The following is a 17,163-nucleotide window of genomic DNA, read 5'->3' as shown; positions in this document are numbered from 1 at the left end:
GCGAATGCCGCGCTCAGGCGTAGAAAATCCCGTCGTCGCCTGCAGGGGCCGCTTCTTCGCGCTCGACCGCGGAAAGGCTCGACTTCTCTCCGAGTTCGGCCAGAAGCCGCAAGCGGGCGCGGTTGAGCCGGCTCTTGATCGTGCCGATGGCGCAATTGCAGATCGTTGCCGCTTCCTCATAGCTCATGCCGAGCACGCCTATCAGCATCATCACCTCGCGCTGCTGCTCGGGGAGGCGCTGGATGGCGTTATGAATCTCCAGGCCGCGCGCAGACCATTCCTGGGTGGGATTGACCACCGGCCGCGCCGAGACACAATCGGCAGTGCCCGGCGCCTCACGCTTGGCGACCTTGATCTTCGTATAGAAGGTGTTGCGCATGATGGTGAAAAGCCAGGACTTCATACTGGTCCCGGCTTCAAACTGATGCAGGTGTGAAAGCCCTTTCGTCAGCGTCTCCTGCACCAGGTCGTCGGCATCGTTCGGGTCACGGTAGAAGGTTCTCGCAAAAGCGCGCAGTGCGGGAATGAGGTCTACGATCTCGGAGCCGGGATGCCTGGGGGCGCTGTCTCTCTCGACTGGGGACGGTGCCATTCCAAATCCCTTCTCTAACGGCGAATCTTTTCGGCTGCTCGCGGGATTAATGCGCGATAGCGATGGGAGTTCCAAAAAGCCGAACTGAACTTCCAGGAAAGAACGCCGTTGCCGTAGCCGTATGGCCGAGCTTGCGGGCGGCTCCTTTGGTTTGCCGCTTGCCACCACCGCCCGGTTGGTTCATCTCTGCGGCGGTTTTCGGAGGAACGCATGGTAGAGTTTGTCATTCCCGCACCAGAGGTGCCATCGGTTGCGGTGGCCGGTCATGTCGGGCGATTTCCGGTGCGGCGCATCTTCTGCGTAGGACGCAATTATGCGGCGCACGCCCGGGAGATGGGGCATGATCCCGACCGCGAGGATCCCTTCTTCTTCACCAAGCCTGCCGATGCCGTGGTGGATAGCGGAGCGACCATACCCTATCCCCCGCTCACCAGCGACCTTCATCACGAGATCGAGCTGGTGGCTGCGATTGGAAAGGGCGGAAACGACATCCCGGTAGAGGCGGCTCTGGCACATGTTTGGGGTTATGCCGTCGGCATCGATCTCACACGGCGGGACTTGCAGGCCGAAGCCAAGAAAGCGGCCCGGCCGTGGGACTGGGCGAAGGGCTTCGACAACTCTGCCCCTTGCGGACCGCTCCGCCCGGTCGAAAGCATCGGACACCCGGCAAAAGGCCGTATCTGGCTCTCCGTCGACAACGAGACCCGCCAGGATGCCGATCTTTCAGATCTGATATGGCCCGTAGCCAATGTGATCGCATTTTGCAGCAAAGCTGTCCGGCTTGAACCGGGAGATCTCATCTTCACCGGAACGCCTGAGGGCGTGGGTCGCGTCGACCCCGGCCAGCAGATCACAGGCGGAATCGAAGGCCTCGGCGAAATCTCGATCCAGGTGGGTAAGCGCTAGTCCAACACTTCCGGCGATCAGGCCGGAACAGCGTCCCTCCTAGGAGGTGCGGGATGTGTCGCGGCTAGTTCGCCGCCGCGCGACAGGCTAGCGTCCAGTTCGATCACCCCTACGGTCTCGCCTTCCTCGAAGCTGAGGCTGGCGGCAAACTTTCTTGCCAGCGCGCGCATCGCGCCATTGTTTGGATGCGTGGTGACGTGCAGGCGCGTGTAGCCGAGCGCTCGCGCATGGGCGATGAGCAGCTCGAAAAGACGGCTTCCCAGCCCGCGATGCTGCAGTTCCTTTTCAACGCTGAAGGCGATTTCGCCAGTCGGCGGGTCGAGTTCCGGACGCTCGTGCAATTCAGCGGCGCCGAGCACGCGTCCGTTCTGGACATAGCCCAGTACCGTCGCGCCCTGCTCAAAGCTGCGACGCGCATATTCCTTCAGGAAAGCATCGCCGATGGAGCCGTTGAAGCGATCACGCCTGCTTTCACGGTCAAGCCGGAGGAGATGGTCGCGAAACAGGCCAAGCTCCGACGGTCTTAACCGGCGAATCAGGCCGGAAGGCACTTCTTTCCGAAATTGAACAGGTTGGACCATAAGCCGCACTTCCTCGTGGGTTCCTCCCCGAGCCGCTCGACTCGCAACCTATATGTGTAGAGAATCATGGGCTTGCAAGTCGCGACTGCGCATCGCGGCTCTGCCAGCTGCGCATAGCTCAAAAATCTGGAGCTATGCTGTCATATTTTTGTGAATCATGTCTGGAATTGTTCTAATCTATGATCCATATTGAAGCAGACTTACAGCGAAGGGCTTTCCATGCGGCTCACCCGACAGACGAATTACGCAATCCGGATTCTGATGTACTGCGCGGCGAATGAAGGCCGTCTCAGCCGGATCCCGGATATTGCCCAGGCTTATTCCCTGTCCGATCTTTTTCTCTTCAAGATCCTTCAGCCTCTGGTTGAAGCCGGTTTCGTGCAGACGGTGCGCGGCCGCAATGGTGGCGTGAAGCTCGCCAAGCCGGCCGAGGAAATCACCTTGTTCGATGTCGTACGCGTGACGGAAGAGAGTTTTGCCATGGCGGAGTGCTTCGAGAGCGATACGGAGTGCCCGCTGGTAGAGGGATGCGGTCTTAACGAGGCGCTCCGGAAGGCACTCGGCGCATTTTTCGAAGTCCTCGCCTCCTATACGATCCAGGATCTGATCGATGCGCGCCCCAACATGCGCGATCTACTGGGTCTGGACGTGCAATTGGATCGAGCGGCAGCGCCGATCTAAGTGTTACCCCAGCGCCGTCTGCGGCAGGAGAAACGGTGCCTCCGCCGGAACTGCGCCTACTCTCAGCTGGCAATCGAAAACCTCCGACAGCAACGCATCCCGCATCACCTCCCTAGGCGTACCGCAGGCGGCTGCTTGCCCCCGGTGCATGACAAGCACCTTGTCGGCGCCTGCGACCGTCAGGTTGAGATCGTGGAGCACAGCCACCACCCCTCCCCCGCGTCGGGCGAAGTCACGCGCGATCCGCATGACAAGAAGCTGATGCTTTATGTCCAGGCTCGATACCGGCTCATCAAGCAGCAGATATCGGGGCCTCCCCTCGAGCACCGCTGTCCAGACCTGACACAGGACGCGTGCGAGCTGGACACGCTGCTGTTCGCCACCTGAAAGCTCCTGATAGAGCCGGCCTGCAAAGCCCGCGAGATCGACCTTAGCCAAAGCGCGTTCCGGCAAGTGATGGCTCTGGCCGGCATCGACCCCGGTATATCCCGCCAGAATACCAAGGCTCACAACCTCCCGTACCGTGTAGGGAAAAGAAAGAGCAACCGCCTGTGGCAGAACGGCTCTCACCATTGCTGCATCCGCAGGTTTGAGACCAGCGAGCTCGATACCGTTAAAGGTGATGCTGCCTTCATATGGCAGATCGCCCGAAAGCGCCTTGATCAGGGTGGATTTGCCCGAACCGTTCGGACCGACGATCGCGGTGACAAGGCCCGGCTCTGCGGTGAAGGCGAGGCGGGAGAGAATGCGCTTTCCCCCGATCGAGACGCCAAGGTCTCGTGTCTCAATCATGGCCAGTCCTCACAAGTCGAGAATTCCACGCCGGCGCAGCAGCACCCACAGAAAGAAGGGCGCCCCGAAAACAGCGGTGACGATCCCGATGGGCAGTTCTGCCGGCGCCACTATGGTGCGGCTCACCGCATCGGCCAGGAGGAGGAGGCTGGCGCCCAGCAATGCCGAAGCGGGCAACAAGTAGCGGTGGTCCGGACCGATGATAAGGCGCAGAAGATGAGGCACGACGATGCCGATAAAGCCTATACCCCCTGTGAAGGCCACGGAAGCACCGGTAGCACCGGCCACGGCGAGAACTGCCAAGACCTTCACGCGCTGGACAGGTACACCGAGATGCCGGGCTGAAGCCTCGCCTAAGGCAAGTGCGTTAAGTCCGCGTGAGAGCAATGGCGTCAGAGCGAGCGCTGCAACAATAATGGGTCCGGCTGCCAAGATCTTCACCCATGTCGCGCCCCCCAGAGAGCCGAGCTGCCAGAACGTGAGATCGCGCAATTGCCGATCGTCTGCGAGATAGATGAGCACGCCCGATAAGGCTCCTGCGAAAGCCGCTAGTGCGATACCGGCCAGCAGCATTGTCGCAATCGAGGTCTGCCCTCGCCTCGTCGCGACGCGATAGAGGATGAGCGTTGTCAGCAATCCACCACAGAATGCGGCAAGCGGCAGCGCATAGAGCCCCGAAAGGACGACAAGAGGCGAAAGGAGGGTACTCCCCAGCACAATGATGGAAATGGCCCCCAAGCCCGCGCCGCCGGCCACGCCGACGATACCCGGATCGGCAAGCGGATTGCGGAAGAGCCCTTGCATGACAGCACCCGAAACAGCGAGCGCCGCGCCGACCAGAATTCCCAGCGCGATGCGCGGCAGACGGATTTCGTGGATGATCAGACGGTCGCGTTCTGAAAGCACGCCATCGGTGCCTCCATAGAACCAGCTCTCGATCACACCGGAAACTGACGCGTCGGAGGCGCCCGTCGCAATGCCGAACACTGTGATGACACCGAGCAGGAGCGCGAGGAGCACCAGCACGAACCTCGCCCGGGCCGATCGATCTCCCTCCGGAGCGTCGGCAAATCGACGGAAGAGCGTCATTTCCACAGGCTGGCTCATGGTCAGTTTGCGATGCCGGTGCCGTAGAGCGCTGCCGCCAGATCGCGAACCGCGTCGCCTGTCCGCGGGCCAAACGCCAGGAGATAGCCGCCGTCCATCCGCACGATAGCCTTGTTGCGGCCTGCCGGCGTCGCGGCGATCGCGGGATTTGCCAAGAGGTCCTCTTCGCCGATATCCAGACCTTCGCCGCGATTCATCATCAGGATCAGGTCGGGTTGCGCCTCGATGATCGCTTCTTCGGATAGCTGCTTGTATCCCGGAAACACTCCAACAGCGTTGATCGCACCAGCCATACGAATGATGCCGTCCGCGGCGGTGCCCGTCCCGGAAGCGAGTATGCGACCACCCTGGTTGCTTAGGATGAAAAGCACGCGCTTGCGTTCTGCAACGTCTTTCGTCAGCGCTTCCGCCTGATCGATTTCCGCGCCCACTTTTGCGGCAAGTTTCTCAGCCTCTTCGTCCTTTCCCAAGGCACTCCCGACGATGCGGATCTTTCGCAGGATGGCGTCGCGGTCGAAGGTCTCCGGAACCAGAACGAGCGGCACGCTTGCCCTGGCGAGCACATCAAGGGCATCTGGCGGTCCGCTGCCTTCCAGCGCCAGGATGGCCGTGGGCGCGACCGAGAGCACACCTTCCGGCGAAAGCTGGCGCATATAGCCGATGTCCGGCAGTTCCATGGCCTGCTGAGGGAACATGCTTGTCGAATCGCGTGCGACGAGCAGGTGCTCCTCGCCGAGAGCATAGACGATCTCGGTGAGAGACCCGCCTATGGTCACGAGGCGAGAAGGATCCTCGAAGGGTTCCGGCAGATCGTCTTGCGCGTAGCTCGGAAACGAGCAGACGATTGCCATCAAGAACGCGGCAAGCCTAGGGAACTTCATTCCGCCAATTCTCCTTAGGCCGCCGACGCCTGCGCGAGACGCGGCAGTTCTTCCATAAGCAAGCGCCAGTCCGCCCGCTCGCTTTCGCCCTCATGCCTCTTCCCGAAGAACTGGACGACGAGATGTCCGGCAGCGTCGTAAGCTTCCAGGGAGGTCACATGGCCGTCCTTGGTCGGCTTGCGGACCGCCCACAACTCGACAAGATGATCGAGCCGCAGGTGCATGTGGAATGTAGGATCCATAACATTGAGCCACGGCCCCATGGGCGCCACGTTCATGACTGGCCCCGAGTGGATCTGTATGCAACCGCGGCTGCCCACGAAGCACATGATCGGCGTTTTCTTCTCGACCGCGCGCTCCATCATCATGGAAACGGCAGCGTGATCCAGCCGCCAAGCGAATTCGTCACCGATCAAATGCACGGCTTGACGGCGGGTCAGCTTCAAGGCGCGCAGGATGCCCACCAATTGGTGGACATCCTGCATCGCGGTCCAGCGCTCGCGCAGGGTCTCGCCAATCGCCGCATCGTTCCCACAGGACGTCTCGCTGGAAACGATCGGCGTCACCTCGACCCGCGGGCTCTGGTCCACGCTCGTAAGCTTCTCGACCAAGCTCAAATAGGCATTGAGGTCAGATTCCGGCCGTAAATGCACTTTGTGGACGGCGTCCCCTGCCCGGTCGAAGAATTGCAGACTGTGACGCACATCCCCGCCATCGCGCTTCTCGACCGCGAAAGCGTGCACCCAGTGCATCGGGAAGATCCTGAGATCGATTTCCTTGCCGAGCACGATGGCGCTCTTCTCGGAAGCCGACGCGTTCTCATAAACGCCGATCTTCTCGTGGACGGCACTTTCGTTGCGCGTCAGCGCCATGACCGTGCCTACGGCCTCCATGCCTGCCAGGAATTCCGCCACCCGCGGCTCGATGCGCCTCGCGCCTTGGCCGCAATGGGCAGCCACCAGCTCGGCCTCTGAAATACCGAGGATACGGGCGAGGTCCCGCTCGCGCATCTTCGGATTCTGCTCGCGCTTCAGCCGGATGTCTTCCGGCCGAAGAGTCGCCTCGACACTCATGATGTCCCCCAGTCCTACTTGTTGAGAATAAGCTTGCCCTGCCTGGTGATCTTCAGGCGGTAAAATGAGCCGCTGTGAACGATGACGATCTCCTGCGCGCCACGAAAGAGTTCCTCGCTCGTAACGGTGCGTAAAGGCGGCGTGTCATTGCGAGGCAGTTCAGCCTCGTCGCGCGGTGCCGTGGGCGGCTTGCGATCCAGAGAAAATTCAGCGTTCACGTTCGGTGCCCTTGGTCTTGGCGCCTGGCTCGCATTGGGGCTGGCTGGGCGATGTCGTGACTGTGATCTGATTTCTTGACACCAATAATCAACTTAAATAGGAAGCGCAATACCGGATAATGCTACTCAACATTAGCCCGCCGGGGGGCAAGGCAAGCCAGCAAGCCTCTTTAGGCAAGCCAGCGAAGGCCTCATCGAGAGATCAGGGGATTCGCATGAAGGGGCTTATCGCTCGACATCGGACAGCAATGCTTGGCTGCGTAGCTGTTCTTGTTACTTCTATTGGCGCAGCCGCCCAGGAAACCGGAAATCAGGGGGCGGAAGCCGACCAGCCAAGCCAAATCAGTCGTGAAAACGCATCCGGTACACTCCTCGACAGAATCACGGTCGTAAGTCGAACCGGCGAAACGCCGATCGAGAGCATGGCTTCGGTCAGTCACGTCGGCGAGGAGCGGCTCGAGCGCCGCATGGCGACGACGCCCAGCGATCTGCTCTTCGGCGTTCCGGGCATCAATATCTATGCGGACGGGCAGCCTTCGGTCGCCAATATCAATATCCGCGGCCTGCAGGATGCCGGACGCGTCGCCGTCATCGTCGATGGCGCGCGCCAGAACTTCCACAAGAACGGCCACGACGTCTCGCGCATGTTCTGGATCGACCCCGAGCTGATCAAGCAGGTTGACGTGATCCGCGGGCCGAGCGCCAATACTTTCGGCTCCGGCGCAATTGGCGGCGTCGTGTATTTCGAGACCAAGACGGCGGAAGATTTTCTGCGCGATTGGGAGACCTACGCTCTTTCCACCACGGCTCGTTACGAATCGAACGGTTCGGGCTGGACCACCAGCGCGACCGGCGCTTACCGGCTCACCGATAGCTTTTCGGTCCTGGGAAACATCGTCTGGCGCGATTACGGCGATTATGACGATGGCGCCGGCAATACGGTCGAACATTCAGGCTTCGAAGTTCTGAGCGGCCATGCCAAGGCGACGCTGAAGCCAACCGATTTGAGCGAACTCACGCTTGGCTGGACTGGCTCACGCGACGAATGGTCCACGTCGGACGTGACAGACAACGAGCTGCGCGACAGTACCTTCACCGGCGAGTTCAAGATCTCCGACGAGGGGGAGAAATGGCTGAACCTCAATGTGAAGGGCGCGGTCAACTCCATGGATCTTACCGAGACGGACGCGGGTGAGCCGACCGAATACGATCTTCGAACCTCGAGCTTCGATATCTGGAACACCTCCTATTTGGATACCGGCGCCGTGCAGCATGAACTCACGGTCGGCGGCGACTGGGTCTATGACGATTTCAGTTCGACCACGGCTGGTGGTGCCGATTTCTTCAACCCCGCCGGAAAGCGCACCGTCTGGGGCGCCTATATCCAGGACAAGCTGACCTATGATTGGCTCGAGGTGGTCGGGGGCCTGCGTTACGATTCCTATACGCTGGAGGCCTCGGAAGAAAGTTCCGACGACCGTATCTCGCCACGCATCAGCGTAGGCGTATCCCCCTTCCGCGAAGGCCTGCTTTCTGGCCTCCAGATCTATGGTTCTTATGCCGAAGGCTATCGCGCGCCAAATACGTCCGAAGCCTTCATCAGCGGAATGCATCCCAGACCGCCCTTCCCCTTCCTTCCCAATCCCGACCTGAGGCCGGAAACCGGTAAGACGTGGGAGGTCGGCGTAAACTATGCTGCCGAAGGGCTCCTCCGGCCGGACGACAGGCTGAGGCTCAAGGCCGCCTATTTCCACAATGACGTGGACGATTTCATCACGACCGAGACGATCTTCATGGGACCGGGCTCGGCGTGCTCCTTCTCGCCCATGCGGTTCTGCGTCCAGTACCAGAACGTCTATGCGGCCGAGATCGACGGCTTTGAACTCGAAGGATACTACGATGCTGGCCGGTTCTTCGGGGGATTGAGCATTTCCGTCATCGACGGCCACGAAATCCAGCGGGACGGCACGCGGACGGACCTTGCGACCATTCCGCCAACGACTGTTACGGCCGATCTCGGCATGCGTTTCCTCGATGAGCGCCTGACAGTCGGCGGCGAGGTTCAATTCAACGAGGCGCCGAAGGGATCGAGCTTCGCAGAAGACTACACGCTGGTAAATATCTACGCCAACTATAAGGCGACCGAGAACCTGCGGCTGGATTTCCGCGTCGACAACCTTTTCGACGAGAAATATGTGGTCCCGCTCGTCGATACCTCCAGCGGCTTCGACTATCAGCCCGGTGTTACCGTGAAGGTGGGCGCCACCCTCCGCTTCGGAGGCTGAACATGCGCGCGCGGCTGGCATTTTCACTAATCCTGGCACTCGCGGCCGGTATCGGCCACGCCCTGGCCCAAGAGGACGGCAACCCGCCGCCCTCCCTCTCGCTTGAACTCAACGGAGCGGAGGCCAGCCAGCGTGGATGCAGGCTCACCTTCGTTGCAGCCAACCGCCTTGGGAAGGATATCTCCCGAACCGCCTATGAGGTGGCGCTCTTTGGAAAGGACGGAGTCGTGAAACGGCTCACCGTCCTGGATTTCAAGGAGCTACCGGACGGAGAGACGAAGGTGCGCCAGTTCGATCTTCCGGATCTCAACTGCTCGGATCTGGGCCGCATCCTCCTCAATGGCGCCACCGCCTGCGAAGGGCCGGAAGCTTCGGCCTGCATGGAGCGCCTGGAGACGGCGACTCGCAGCGCCGTCACCTTCGGAAAGTGAGGCTTACCGCCGGTGCTCGCGATCGATCTCGACATTGTTCCCAACCGCAGCACCCCGGCCGAGGATGCCGGGGGGACCGAGCCGGATCTTCGCGAGCGTCCGGTTAAGCTCGACATCGTCCCCGCATTGGCGGAAATGGGCGATAGCGACGCACCGCTTCCGGTGACCATTCCGGATGCGCCAGCCGTACCCGCCAAGGAAGCCAAGGCCAAAGGCCTTTTCACACGCCGCAATCTCGCTTTCGGTTTTTCCGTAGCTCTCCATGTCAGCGCTGCAGCGGCTTTTCTCTTCCTGAAAGGGCAGGACGTGCAGATCGCAGGCGGTGCTGAGGAGGAAGTCGTCATCTGGGGCACCGATCTGGTGGACTTCAGCGCCGCCGGTGCGCCGACGGAAACCATCGAGCCGGCGGACGAAGCGGCGACCTCCGAGCCGGCGCCGGTAGAGTCGCTGACGCCTCTCCAGGAGAGGATCGAGCCCGTCGAGACGGCCAACACGACATCGGAGGAAACATCGCAGACGCCGACAGACCCGGTCCCCCTCGAGCCGCTTGAGCCGATCGATCCCGAGCCATCCAGCGAGCCCAGTCCGCAAAAGCCTAGCGAGGCTCAACCGATCCAACCGGAGCAGATCCTGGTTGCACCGGCGACACAGGAAGCAAGCATCACCACGCCGGAACCGGTTACCGCGGAGCCCATCGAGCCTGTGGAGGAAATCGTCCCCGAAGACGATGCGGTGGCGATGGCTCCAGTCCCTCGTCCAACACCGCGTCCGGATTATCGGCCGCCCAAGCCTCAACGAAAGGTGGCTGAGCCGAAGCAACGTGCAGCGCGAGCAGCCGAAAGACCGGAGCCGAAGGCCGAAAAGCCTGCGCCGCAAAGAGCCGGCGGTTCCGGAGGCCGGGATGATCGGGATGCAAAGCGCGGTTCGTCCGAAGGCAGCCGGACGGCAGATGGGGCGGCAAGCCGCGGTGCCGGACGCGCCTCGCAGGCCGGCAATGCCGCGGTGTCGAATTATCCAGGCAAGGTCGTTGCAAAGCTCCGCCGGTCGCTGCGCTATCCCCGCGAAGCTCAGCGGCAACGCCTCCGTGGAGAGGTGCGCGTCGCTTTCATCGTATCGAGCAATGGCGGGGTGAGTGGCATTCGTGTGGTGCGTAGTTCCGGATCCCCCATTCTGGACCAGGCCGCCGTCGAGACGGTCCAACGAGCCGCTCCATTTCCTAAAATCCCGGCCGATGCGGGCAGGTCTTCCTGGCCTTTCACTGTGCCGCTCGAATTCAGGCGTTGATAGGATGTCGCCGATTTTCCACCTCACCGCACTTCACCGACTGGCCGCCCCGCGCGGCGACGGCCTTAAGCAAGAGCTCCTGGAAATGATGCGACAAGGGGCGGACTTATGCGATCCCACTGTGGGTGAGATCCGTGGCGGGCGTCAGGCCGGGCCGGATCCCGCGCACCGCAGAACAGGAAAGCTGGCGGAAAACGTGCTGTTGTTTCCCCTCAGCGCTTCGGCAATGAATAGAAAACCTTAGACGAAGAAACGGAGACAGGGATTGAGCACGTTTATCGCGATGAATCGGTTCAGGGTTGCGGAAGGCCAGGAAGAAGCCTTCGAGCAGGTGTGGAAGAACCGGGATTCGAGCCTCGCCCAGATGCCGGGATTTATCGAGTTCAGCCTGTTGCGCGGGCCGCGCAACGAGGAGGAAGGCTACACGCTCTACGCGTCCCATACGATCTGGAAAAGCCGGGAGGATTTCCTCGCCTGGACGAAATCGGAAAACTTCCGCAACGCGCACAAGAATGCCGGCCAGAACAAGGACCTCTATAAGGGCCCGCCCGTCTTCGAAGGGTTCAGCGTGGTCGAAGGCGCCTAGAGACGGCCAAGCGCTGCAAGCGGATTGCCCCTCTCTGCGATTTCCGAAACTTGGCCTTCACCGTTCAAAGCACGCCTTGGAATCGCACGAGAGGGGCTCTGACCATCTATGCCGCCGCAAGCAAGCTCGCATTTCCTCCCGCGGCTGTCGTATCGACACAGACCGAGCGCTCGTGCGCGTAGGCAGCTGGATAGATGAGCTCCGTCACGAGCGGGATGATCTGACCTTCTCGCGCGGAAAGCGCCATCCTCAATGCCGTAAGCCACTGCCGCTCGCCCGTAGCGGCGACCAGGTCGAGCGGAGCGGTTGTGAGGCTTTCCGGTGCGACCGCGCCGTCAAATGCGGCAAGCGGGAGTCCAGCCTTAACCAGAGGGTGAAGGATGGCAGGCGCATCCTCCGCTACGGCAAGAACTGCATTTCCTGCCGAAAGTGCCTGGATCACTTGAGCAGCAAGCGCGTCGGCATCCGGACCGAGGCAAAGCACGCGGCCACGCGGCGCAAGCTGGAGGGAATTGGCTTCGCCCGTCGGCCCGGGCAAATCCACCGGTCCAAAATCCAGCGCTGCAGCAGCGGCAAGAATTTCAGGCCAACGGCCGCGTAGAGCGCGCCGGAGCGCTATGATGCGATCACTGCGGTTTGCCCAACCACTCTTCTGGGCATCGGGCATAGCCCGAGCCAGCTCCTTGGCACCGATCAGCGGAGCTTTGATCGGCACCGAGTTCGGGCCGGCCTTGCCACGGCGGAAGCGGCGAAGATAAAGCGGCCCGCCAGCCTTTGGCCCGGTTCCGGAAAGTCCCTCTCCCCCGAAAGGCTGGGATCCGACCACCGCGCCGATCTGGTTGCGGTTGATGTAGATGTTGCCGGCGTGGATGCTGTCCACGATCTCCTGCACCCGTGCGTCGATGCGCGTGTGGAGCCCGAAGGTCAGGCCGTAACCCTTGCTGTTGATCTCGGCGATGACCTTTTCGAGGTCTTCAGCCTCGAATGTGGCGACGTGGAGAACGGGCCCGAAGACCTCACGCTCCATTTCCTCGATCCCGGACACCCGGAAAGCGCTCGGCGCGACAAAGCGCCCGCCTTTCGGCGGTTCGATCCGGGCGATGAGGCGGCCCTTCTCTTCCATCTCCTCGCAATAGGCCGAGATCCCGGAAAGCGCCTCCTCGTCGATGACAGGACCGACATCGGTCGAGACCTCCCAGGGATTGCCCATTGCGAGCGCCTGCATGGCTCCTTGCAGCATGGTGGTCATGCGGGCCTCCACATCCTTCTGGACATAGAGAACGCGCAGGGCCGAGCAACGCTGCCCGGCGCTCTGGAAAGCGGAGGCGAGAATATCCCGCACCGCCTGCTCTGGCAGAGCCGTAGAGTCGACAATCATGGCATTGAGGCCACCCGTTTCGGCAATCAGCATTGCGTCCGGTGCTGCGGTCTTGGCCAGTTGCCGCTCTATGAGACGGGCAACTTCCGTCGATCCTGTAAAGCAGACGCCGGCAATGCGTGGGTCAGCCGTGAGTGGCGCTCCGACCGAAGGTCCATCACCCGGCAGGAGATGCAGGACGTCGCGTGGAATGCCAGCCTCATGCATAAGCGCCACGGCGCTTGCCGCGGTCAGGCATGTCTGCTCGGCAGGTTTCGCGATCACCGCATTACCGGTGACGAGCGCCGCCGCGATCTGGCCGGTAAAGATGGCCAGAGGAAAGTTCCAGGGCGATATGCAGGCGATCACACCCCACGCCTCGGTCCCCTCCTCCGCCTGGCGCGCTTCGTTTGCGTAATAGCGCAGGAAGTCGGCAGCCTCACGAAGCTCGGCAATGCTGTCGGACAGCGTCTTGCCCGCCTCGCGGGCGCAAAGCGCGAAGAACTCGCCCGCATTGGCCTCATAGAGATCGGCGATGCGCAGCAAGATCTCGGCTCGGTGCTGCACCGAGGTCGTCGCCCATGCAGGTTGCGCCGCAAGCGCAAGCCCTATGGCTTCGGTCACCTGCTCAGGTGTCGCATCCTGGACGGTGCCGACGATCTCGGCGGTCGAGGCGGGGTTGACGATGGTGCGGATCTCGCCTCCGCCCGCCGCTTTTGTCAGCGGCTGCGCTTCCCAACGATGAGGGGCCTGGAAAGGCCGGCGCGCCGCATCGATCTCGCCGAGCGTGGTTGTGTCCGTGATGTCCCATCCTTTCGAGTTCAGACGCTGCCGCCCGAAGATGAACCGTGGCACCGGGATTGATGGATTGGCGGCTCCGCCATTGGCTTCGGCCACAGTGAAGGGATCGCGGGCGATCTCCTCGGCGCTCACCTCCTCATCGATGATCTGGTGCACGAAGGAGGAGTTCGCTCCGTTTTCGAGGAGGCGACGAACCAGATAGGCAAGCAGGTCCTCATGCGCACCGACCGGCGCGTAGATCCGGCAGCGCGTGCCTTCACGGCGATGGACGATATCATGTAGCGCCTCACCCATGCCATGCAGCCGCTGGAATTCGAACGCGCCCTTGTCCTCGGCGATGGCCAGAATCGCCGCGGCCGTGTGCGCGTTATGCGTGGCAAATTGCGGATAGATGCGGTCGGTCAACGAAAGCAGCTTCCGCGCGCAGGCGATATAGGAAACATCCGTGTTCACCTTACGCGTGAAGACCGGGTAGCTTTCGAGCCCCATCACCTGAGCGCGTTTGATCTCGGTGTCCCAGTATGCGCCCTTGACGAGGCGTACCATGATCCTGCGATCGAGCTTTTCCGCCAGCGCATGCAGCCAGTCGATGACGAAAGGCGCTCGCCGCCCATAAGCCTGAACGACAATGCCGAACCCATCCCAGCCTTCGAGGGACGGGTGCGCCAAAACGCGCTCGATCACGTCAAGCGAAAGGTCCAGCCGGTCCGCTTCCTCCGCATCGATATTGAGCCCCATCCGGGCGGCCTTGGCATCCTGCGCGAGCAGAAGCAGGCGTTCCACCATGACCGGCAGCATGGTCTCGCGCTGCGGGACCTCATAGCGCGGGTGAATGGCAGAGAGCTTGACCGAGATACCGGGGTTGGCGCGGATATCGTCGCTTCGGGCCTCGCCCTTCAAAGAGGCGATCGCTTTCCGATAGGCTTCGAAATAGCGCAGCGCATCAGCCTCGGTGCGGGCCGCCTCGCCCAGCATGTCGTAGGAATAGGTGTAGCCCTTGGTGGTCATGGAACGGCCGCGCTTGATCGCCTCTTCGATCGTGCGTCCGAGAACAAATTGTTCGCCCATTTCCCGCATGGCGGCGGCCACGGCGGCGCGGATCACCGGTTCTCCCAAGCGACGGACCATACCGCGAAGCATCGCCTCGATGCCATTGCCCTCGTCGTCCAGGACCCGCCCCGTTAGCATCAGCGCCCAGGTGGAGGCATTCACGAAAATTGACGCCGACTCGCCCGAATGGGCGGACCAATCATGCGGCGCGATTTTATCACGAATGAGATCGTCCATGGTCTCGGTGTCGGGCACGCGCAGAAGCGCTTCGGCCAGGCACATCAGAGCCACGCCCTCACTGGTCGAAAGCCCGTATTCCGCCAGAAACGATTCCATCAAATGCCGGGTCGAGCTTGCCCGCACCGCCCGCACCAGTTCTGCGGCCTTGGCCGAAATAGCCTCTCGCCGCGTCGAAGAAATTTCGGCAGATTCGATCAACCTTCTCAGAAGAAGGTCTTCGTCGGCAAGATAGTGTTTCCGGATCTCGTCGCGCAGGGCATCGAGTGCGGGCATTTGGGAACCTCGGTCACTGTGGGTTTCAGCGGCTTCATATCATATGGGGTCGATGCGATGCGGACTGAAATAGGGCAGTTGTCATGCCAGGAATACTGTTCTACCAGGATTGCGGGGCAGGAATGGACTAGCAAACGCCGTGAACTCAGATCGCTTGGACCGCATCGATAGGAACATTCTGGACGCGCTCTCGCAAGATGGCAGACTGTCGACTGCAGAGCTTGCGAAACGGGTTGGCCTTTCCAAGACACCCGTGCAGGCGCGGCTGCGCCGGCTGGAAGCGGAAGGCTATATCCGTGGATATGTGGCAATCGTCGATCGCGAACGCATGGGAGAAGGCCATATTGCTTTCGTGCAAGTGACCTTGTCGGACACGCGCTCGGCGGCGCTCGAAGCCTTCAACAAAGCGGTGCTTGCCGTGCCGGAAGTCGATCAGTGCCATATGATCGCGGCGAGCTTCGACTATCTTCTCAAGGTCCGCACGAAGGATATCTCCGCCTATCGCCGGGTGTTGGGCGAAAAAATCTCCAATCTGCCGCACGTTTCCCACACTTCCACCTTTGTTGCCATGGAGACGGTGAAGGATCGTTAGGTTCTGTTCACGCCGGAAGATGCAGAATGCGGGAGCCTGCTTGAGAAAACCTTGAACATGAGTCGAGCTTTTTGAAACGGGTGTAGATGCGCCTGAAGCCTTTGATGCCGCGAAGCGCCGATCGGCTTCACTGCCTCCTTTCTGGAGTAAGCCCTTGCACCATCCTGATCTGACGAATTCGCGTTAAAGCGCCTCTGACCTGCGACATTGCCGAAATATATAACGCTTGCTTGAACATGAATTAATTATTGCCGCCTGAAGATTGAGAGAAATATGAGAGAAGTAATTTGCAAGCTCGCCTTTTTAGCACTGTTCCTTTTTTCCTACACATCAAAGGCACATACATTAAGTTCGGATAGTCTTCCCACTCTCATCATTACCAAGGGTGGCGGCGGTGATGCTGCGGGAGCCGCGATCATACGCGATCAATGGCGTCATGGCACACCCGACTTGGTCAATCTGTCTCAGATGCCCTTGGATGAACTCGAGGCAGGCAAACACAATTGCGTGCTTGTCATCGGACAGGGGGCCATGAGTGATGTTGCCCAGTCTGGCGCCATAAATGCAAAGTTCTCTGGGAAGAGAGTCGGTCTTTATGCCCATCTCATCGATCAGAATACGCTCGAACTGCTTCAGAGATTGGGGCAGCGCACGGCGCTCAATCTGTTTTTCACCCAATCGCAATTGAGCTTGCTCAAACTGAGGAACATTTCAGGGTATCGCCTCCTCACTTCTGAGCGGAACCAAGTCTGGAGGGAAGCATCGCAGGTTATCGAAACCGTTTCGCCAGCCAAGCTTGCCGCAGGCGAAGTCAGGGGCTCTCCTCTTATTGCAGCGAATGATGTGATCTGGCTTGGCGGCAATTATACAACCTCCTCCGGCAAGCGGCGCCTGTTCACTGCGGATGAAATTGTTGGAGCTCTGAAACCGCTGCAAGTAGCCCCGGCTCGTCCGTCGCCGTTATGCTGGCCCCGCGTATTTTCGAGAGAGGGATGAGCGCGCAGGAGAAAGGCAAACGGCTTGTTGCGATCCGCGACGTCTTCAGCCGGAACGAAGTCACCTTCTATGGCAACGAAACACTCATTTCGGATCTGGGGAATGCAGGCGTTTCCGTCCGAACCGCTCCCTCTTATGAAGAGCTTATGCATTTTCCGTGGTCTGCTCGCACGAGGCATCATGCCTCCGTGGATCAGTACAATCTATTCGCGGATATGAAACCTGAATTGGAACCATTCCTGCTCGACCCCAACGATGCCGATCAGGCCTTATATGCAGTTGACTACGTAAGCGGTCACCGTGCCAATCTGACCTCTGCAATTCTAAAGCATGGGTGTGACAAGAAATGAAAAACTGCCCATGAATAAGGCCCATGAGGAAGGTCTAAAATCCAACTCTCGCATTCCTCATTCATAGTGAGAACACGCCCCAACATG

17 protein-coding genes are annotated in these 17,163 nt (G+C 60.6%); 9 read left to right on the top strand and 8 right to left on the bottom strand.

Features of this window, described 5'->3' with window-relative positions; translation table 11 throughout:
- Positions 1–13 precede the first annotated feature (13 nt).
- Positions 14–592 (bottom strand): sigma-70 family RNA polymerase sigma factor, encoded by a 579-nt coding sequence (locus CHEJ32_RS25160; protein ID WP_028034868.1) that lies wholly within the window; start codon positions 590–592, stop codon positions 14–16.
- Positions 593–802: 210 nt separating this feature from the next.
- Here CHEJ32_RS25160 and CHEJ32_RS0117045 point away from each other — a divergent pair, with 210 nt between their 5' ends.
- The gene (locus CHEJ32_RS0117045; protein WP_028034867.1) at positions 803–1,498 is read left to right on the top strand and encodes a fumarylacetoacetate hydrolase family protein; all 696 of its coding nucleotides are present in this window, start codon (positions 803–805) and stop codon (positions 1,496–1,498) included.
- 17 nt (positions 1,499–1,515) lie between these two features.
- Here the strand turns inward: CHEJ32_RS0117045 and CHEJ32_RS25155 are convergent, their stop codons facing one another.
- Entirely contained in the window at positions 1,516–2,079 is a 564-nt protein-coding gene (locus CHEJ32_RS25155; protein ID WP_051469719.1) for a GNAT family N-acetyltransferase, read from the bottom strand.
- 219 nt (positions 2,080–2,298) lie between these two features.
- On the opposite strand from CHEJ32_RS25155, the gene rirA reads away from it, so the two are divergent.
- On the top strand, positions 2,299–2,760 hold the full coding sequence (gene rirA, locus CHEJ32_RS0117035) for an iron-responsive transcriptional regulator RirA (protein WP_028034866.1): 462 nt from the start codon (positions 2,299–2,301) through the stop codon (positions 2,758–2,760).
- 3 nt (positions 2,761–2,763) lie between these two features.
- Here rirA and CHEJ32_RS0117030 read toward each other — a convergent pair whose 3' ends face one another.
- The 5 genes from CHEJ32_RS0117030 to hemP are packed head-to-tail and all read right to left on the bottom strand — an operon-like array spanning position 2,764 to position 6,831.
- Positions 2,764–3,552: a heme ABC transporter ATP-binding protein gene (locus CHEJ32_RS0117030; RefSeq protein ID WP_028034865.1), complete on the bottom strand. Its 789-nt coding sequence runs from the start codon at positions 3,550–3,552 to the stop codon at positions 2,764–2,766.
- 9 nt (positions 3,553–3,561) lie between these two features.
- Positions 3,562–4,659: an iron ABC transporter permease gene (locus CHEJ32_RS0117025; RefSeq protein ID WP_051469718.1), complete on the bottom strand. Its 1,098-nt coding sequence runs from the start codon at positions 4,657–4,659 to the stop codon at positions 3,562–3,564.
- Positions 4,660–4,661: 2 nt separating this feature from the next.
- Positions 4,662–5,540 carry a hemin ABC transporter substrate-binding protein gene (locus CHEJ32_RS0117020; protein WP_034658655.1) on the bottom strand — a complete coding sequence of 293 codons (879 nt, stop codon included), beginning with the start codon at positions 5,538–5,540 and terminating at the stop codon, positions 4,662–4,664.
- Positions 5,541–5,554: 14 nt separating this feature from the next.
- Positions 5,555–6,613: a hemin-degrading factor gene (locus CHEJ32_RS0117015; protein ID WP_028034862.1), complete on the bottom strand. Its 1,059-nt coding sequence runs from the start codon at positions 6,611–6,613 to the stop codon at positions 5,555–5,557.
- 14 nt (positions 6,614–6,627) lie between these two features.
- Positions 6,628–6,831 carry a hemin uptake protein HemP gene (gene hemP, locus CHEJ32_RS25150; protein WP_034658653.1) on the bottom strand — a complete coding sequence of 68 codons (204 nt, stop codon included), beginning with the start codon at positions 6,829–6,831 and terminating at the stop codon, positions 6,628–6,630.
- A 215-nt stretch (positions 6,832–7,046) separates the two neighbouring features.
- Here hemP and CHEJ32_RS0117005 point away from each other — a divergent pair, with 215 nt between their 5' ends.
- From CHEJ32_RS0117005 to CHEJ32_RS0116985, 4 genes are all read left to right on the top strand, one after another.
- Complete coding sequence (locus CHEJ32_RS0117005) at positions 7,047–9,116, top strand: TonB-dependent receptor domain-containing protein (RefSeq protein WP_051469717.1); 2,070 nt, start codon at positions 7,047–7,049, stop codon at positions 9,114–9,116.
- Positions 9,117–9,118: 2 nt separating this feature from the next.
- Positions 9,119–9,547, top strand: coding sequence for a hypothetical protein (locus tag CHEJ32_RS0117000; protein ID WP_028034860.1), 429 nt, complete (start codon positions 9,119–9,121; stop codon positions 9,545–9,547).
- A 12-nt stretch (positions 9,548–9,559) separates the two neighbouring features.
- On the top strand, positions 9,560–10,831 hold the full coding sequence (locus CHEJ32_RS25145; protein WP_034658652.1) for an energy transducer TonB: 1,272 nt from the start codon (positions 9,560–9,562) through the stop codon (positions 10,829–10,831).
- A 283-nt stretch (positions 10,832–11,114) separates the two neighbouring features.
- Positions 11,115–11,417 (top strand): antibiotic biosynthesis monooxygenase, encoded by a 303-nt coding sequence (locus CHEJ32_RS0116985; RefSeq protein ID WP_034658660.1) that lies wholly within the window; start codon positions 11,115–11,117, stop codon positions 11,415–11,417.
- A 106-nt stretch (positions 11,418–11,523) separates the two neighbouring features.
- Here the strand turns inward: CHEJ32_RS0116985 and putA are convergent, their stop codons facing one another.
- A complete protein-coding gene (gene putA, locus CHEJ32_RS0116980; protein ID WP_028034857.1) occupies positions 11,524–15,138 on the bottom strand; it encodes a bifunctional proline dehydrogenase/L-glutamate gamma-semialdehyde dehydrogenase PutA in 3,615 nt (1,204 codons plus the stop codon).
- 139 nt (positions 15,139–15,277) lie between these two features.
- Between putA and CHEJ32_RS0116975 the strand changes: the two genes are divergently transcribed.
- The 3 genes from CHEJ32_RS0116975 to CHEJ32_RS27215 all read left to right on the top strand — a co-directional run bounded on the left by CHEJ32_RS0116975 (position 15,278) and on the right by CHEJ32_RS27215 (position 17,076).
- Positions 15,278–15,730, top strand: coding sequence for an Lrp/AsnC family transcriptional regulator (locus CHEJ32_RS0116975; RefSeq protein ID WP_034658650.1), 453 nt, complete (start codon positions 15,278–15,280; stop codon positions 15,728–15,730).
- A gap of 273 nt (positions 15,731–16,003) precedes the next feature.
- Positions 16,004–16,726, top strand: a complete 723-nt coding sequence (locus CHEJ32_RS25140; RefSeq protein ID WP_156936729.1) for a hypothetical protein — start codon at positions 16,004–16,006, stop codon at positions 16,724–16,726.
- Entirely contained in the window at positions 16,723–17,076 is a 354-nt protein-coding gene (locus tag CHEJ32_RS27215; RefSeq protein ID WP_198023880.1) for a hypothetical protein, read from the top strand. The genes CHEJ32_RS25140 and CHEJ32_RS27215 overlap by 4 nt, the downstream gene beginning before the upstream one ends.
- The last annotated feature ends 87 nt before the right edge of the window (positions 17,077–17,163 follow it).

Origin of the sequence: Chelativorans sp. J32 (assembly GCF_000518985.1) — a bacterium.
In the GTDB taxonomy this organism is placed as follows: domain Bacteria; phylum Pseudomonadota; class Alphaproteobacteria; order Rhizobiales; family Rhizobiaceae; genus Chelativorans.
The sequence above is the reverse complement of the archived record's forward strand: the minus strand, read 5'-3'. Positions and strand labels throughout refer to the sequence as shown.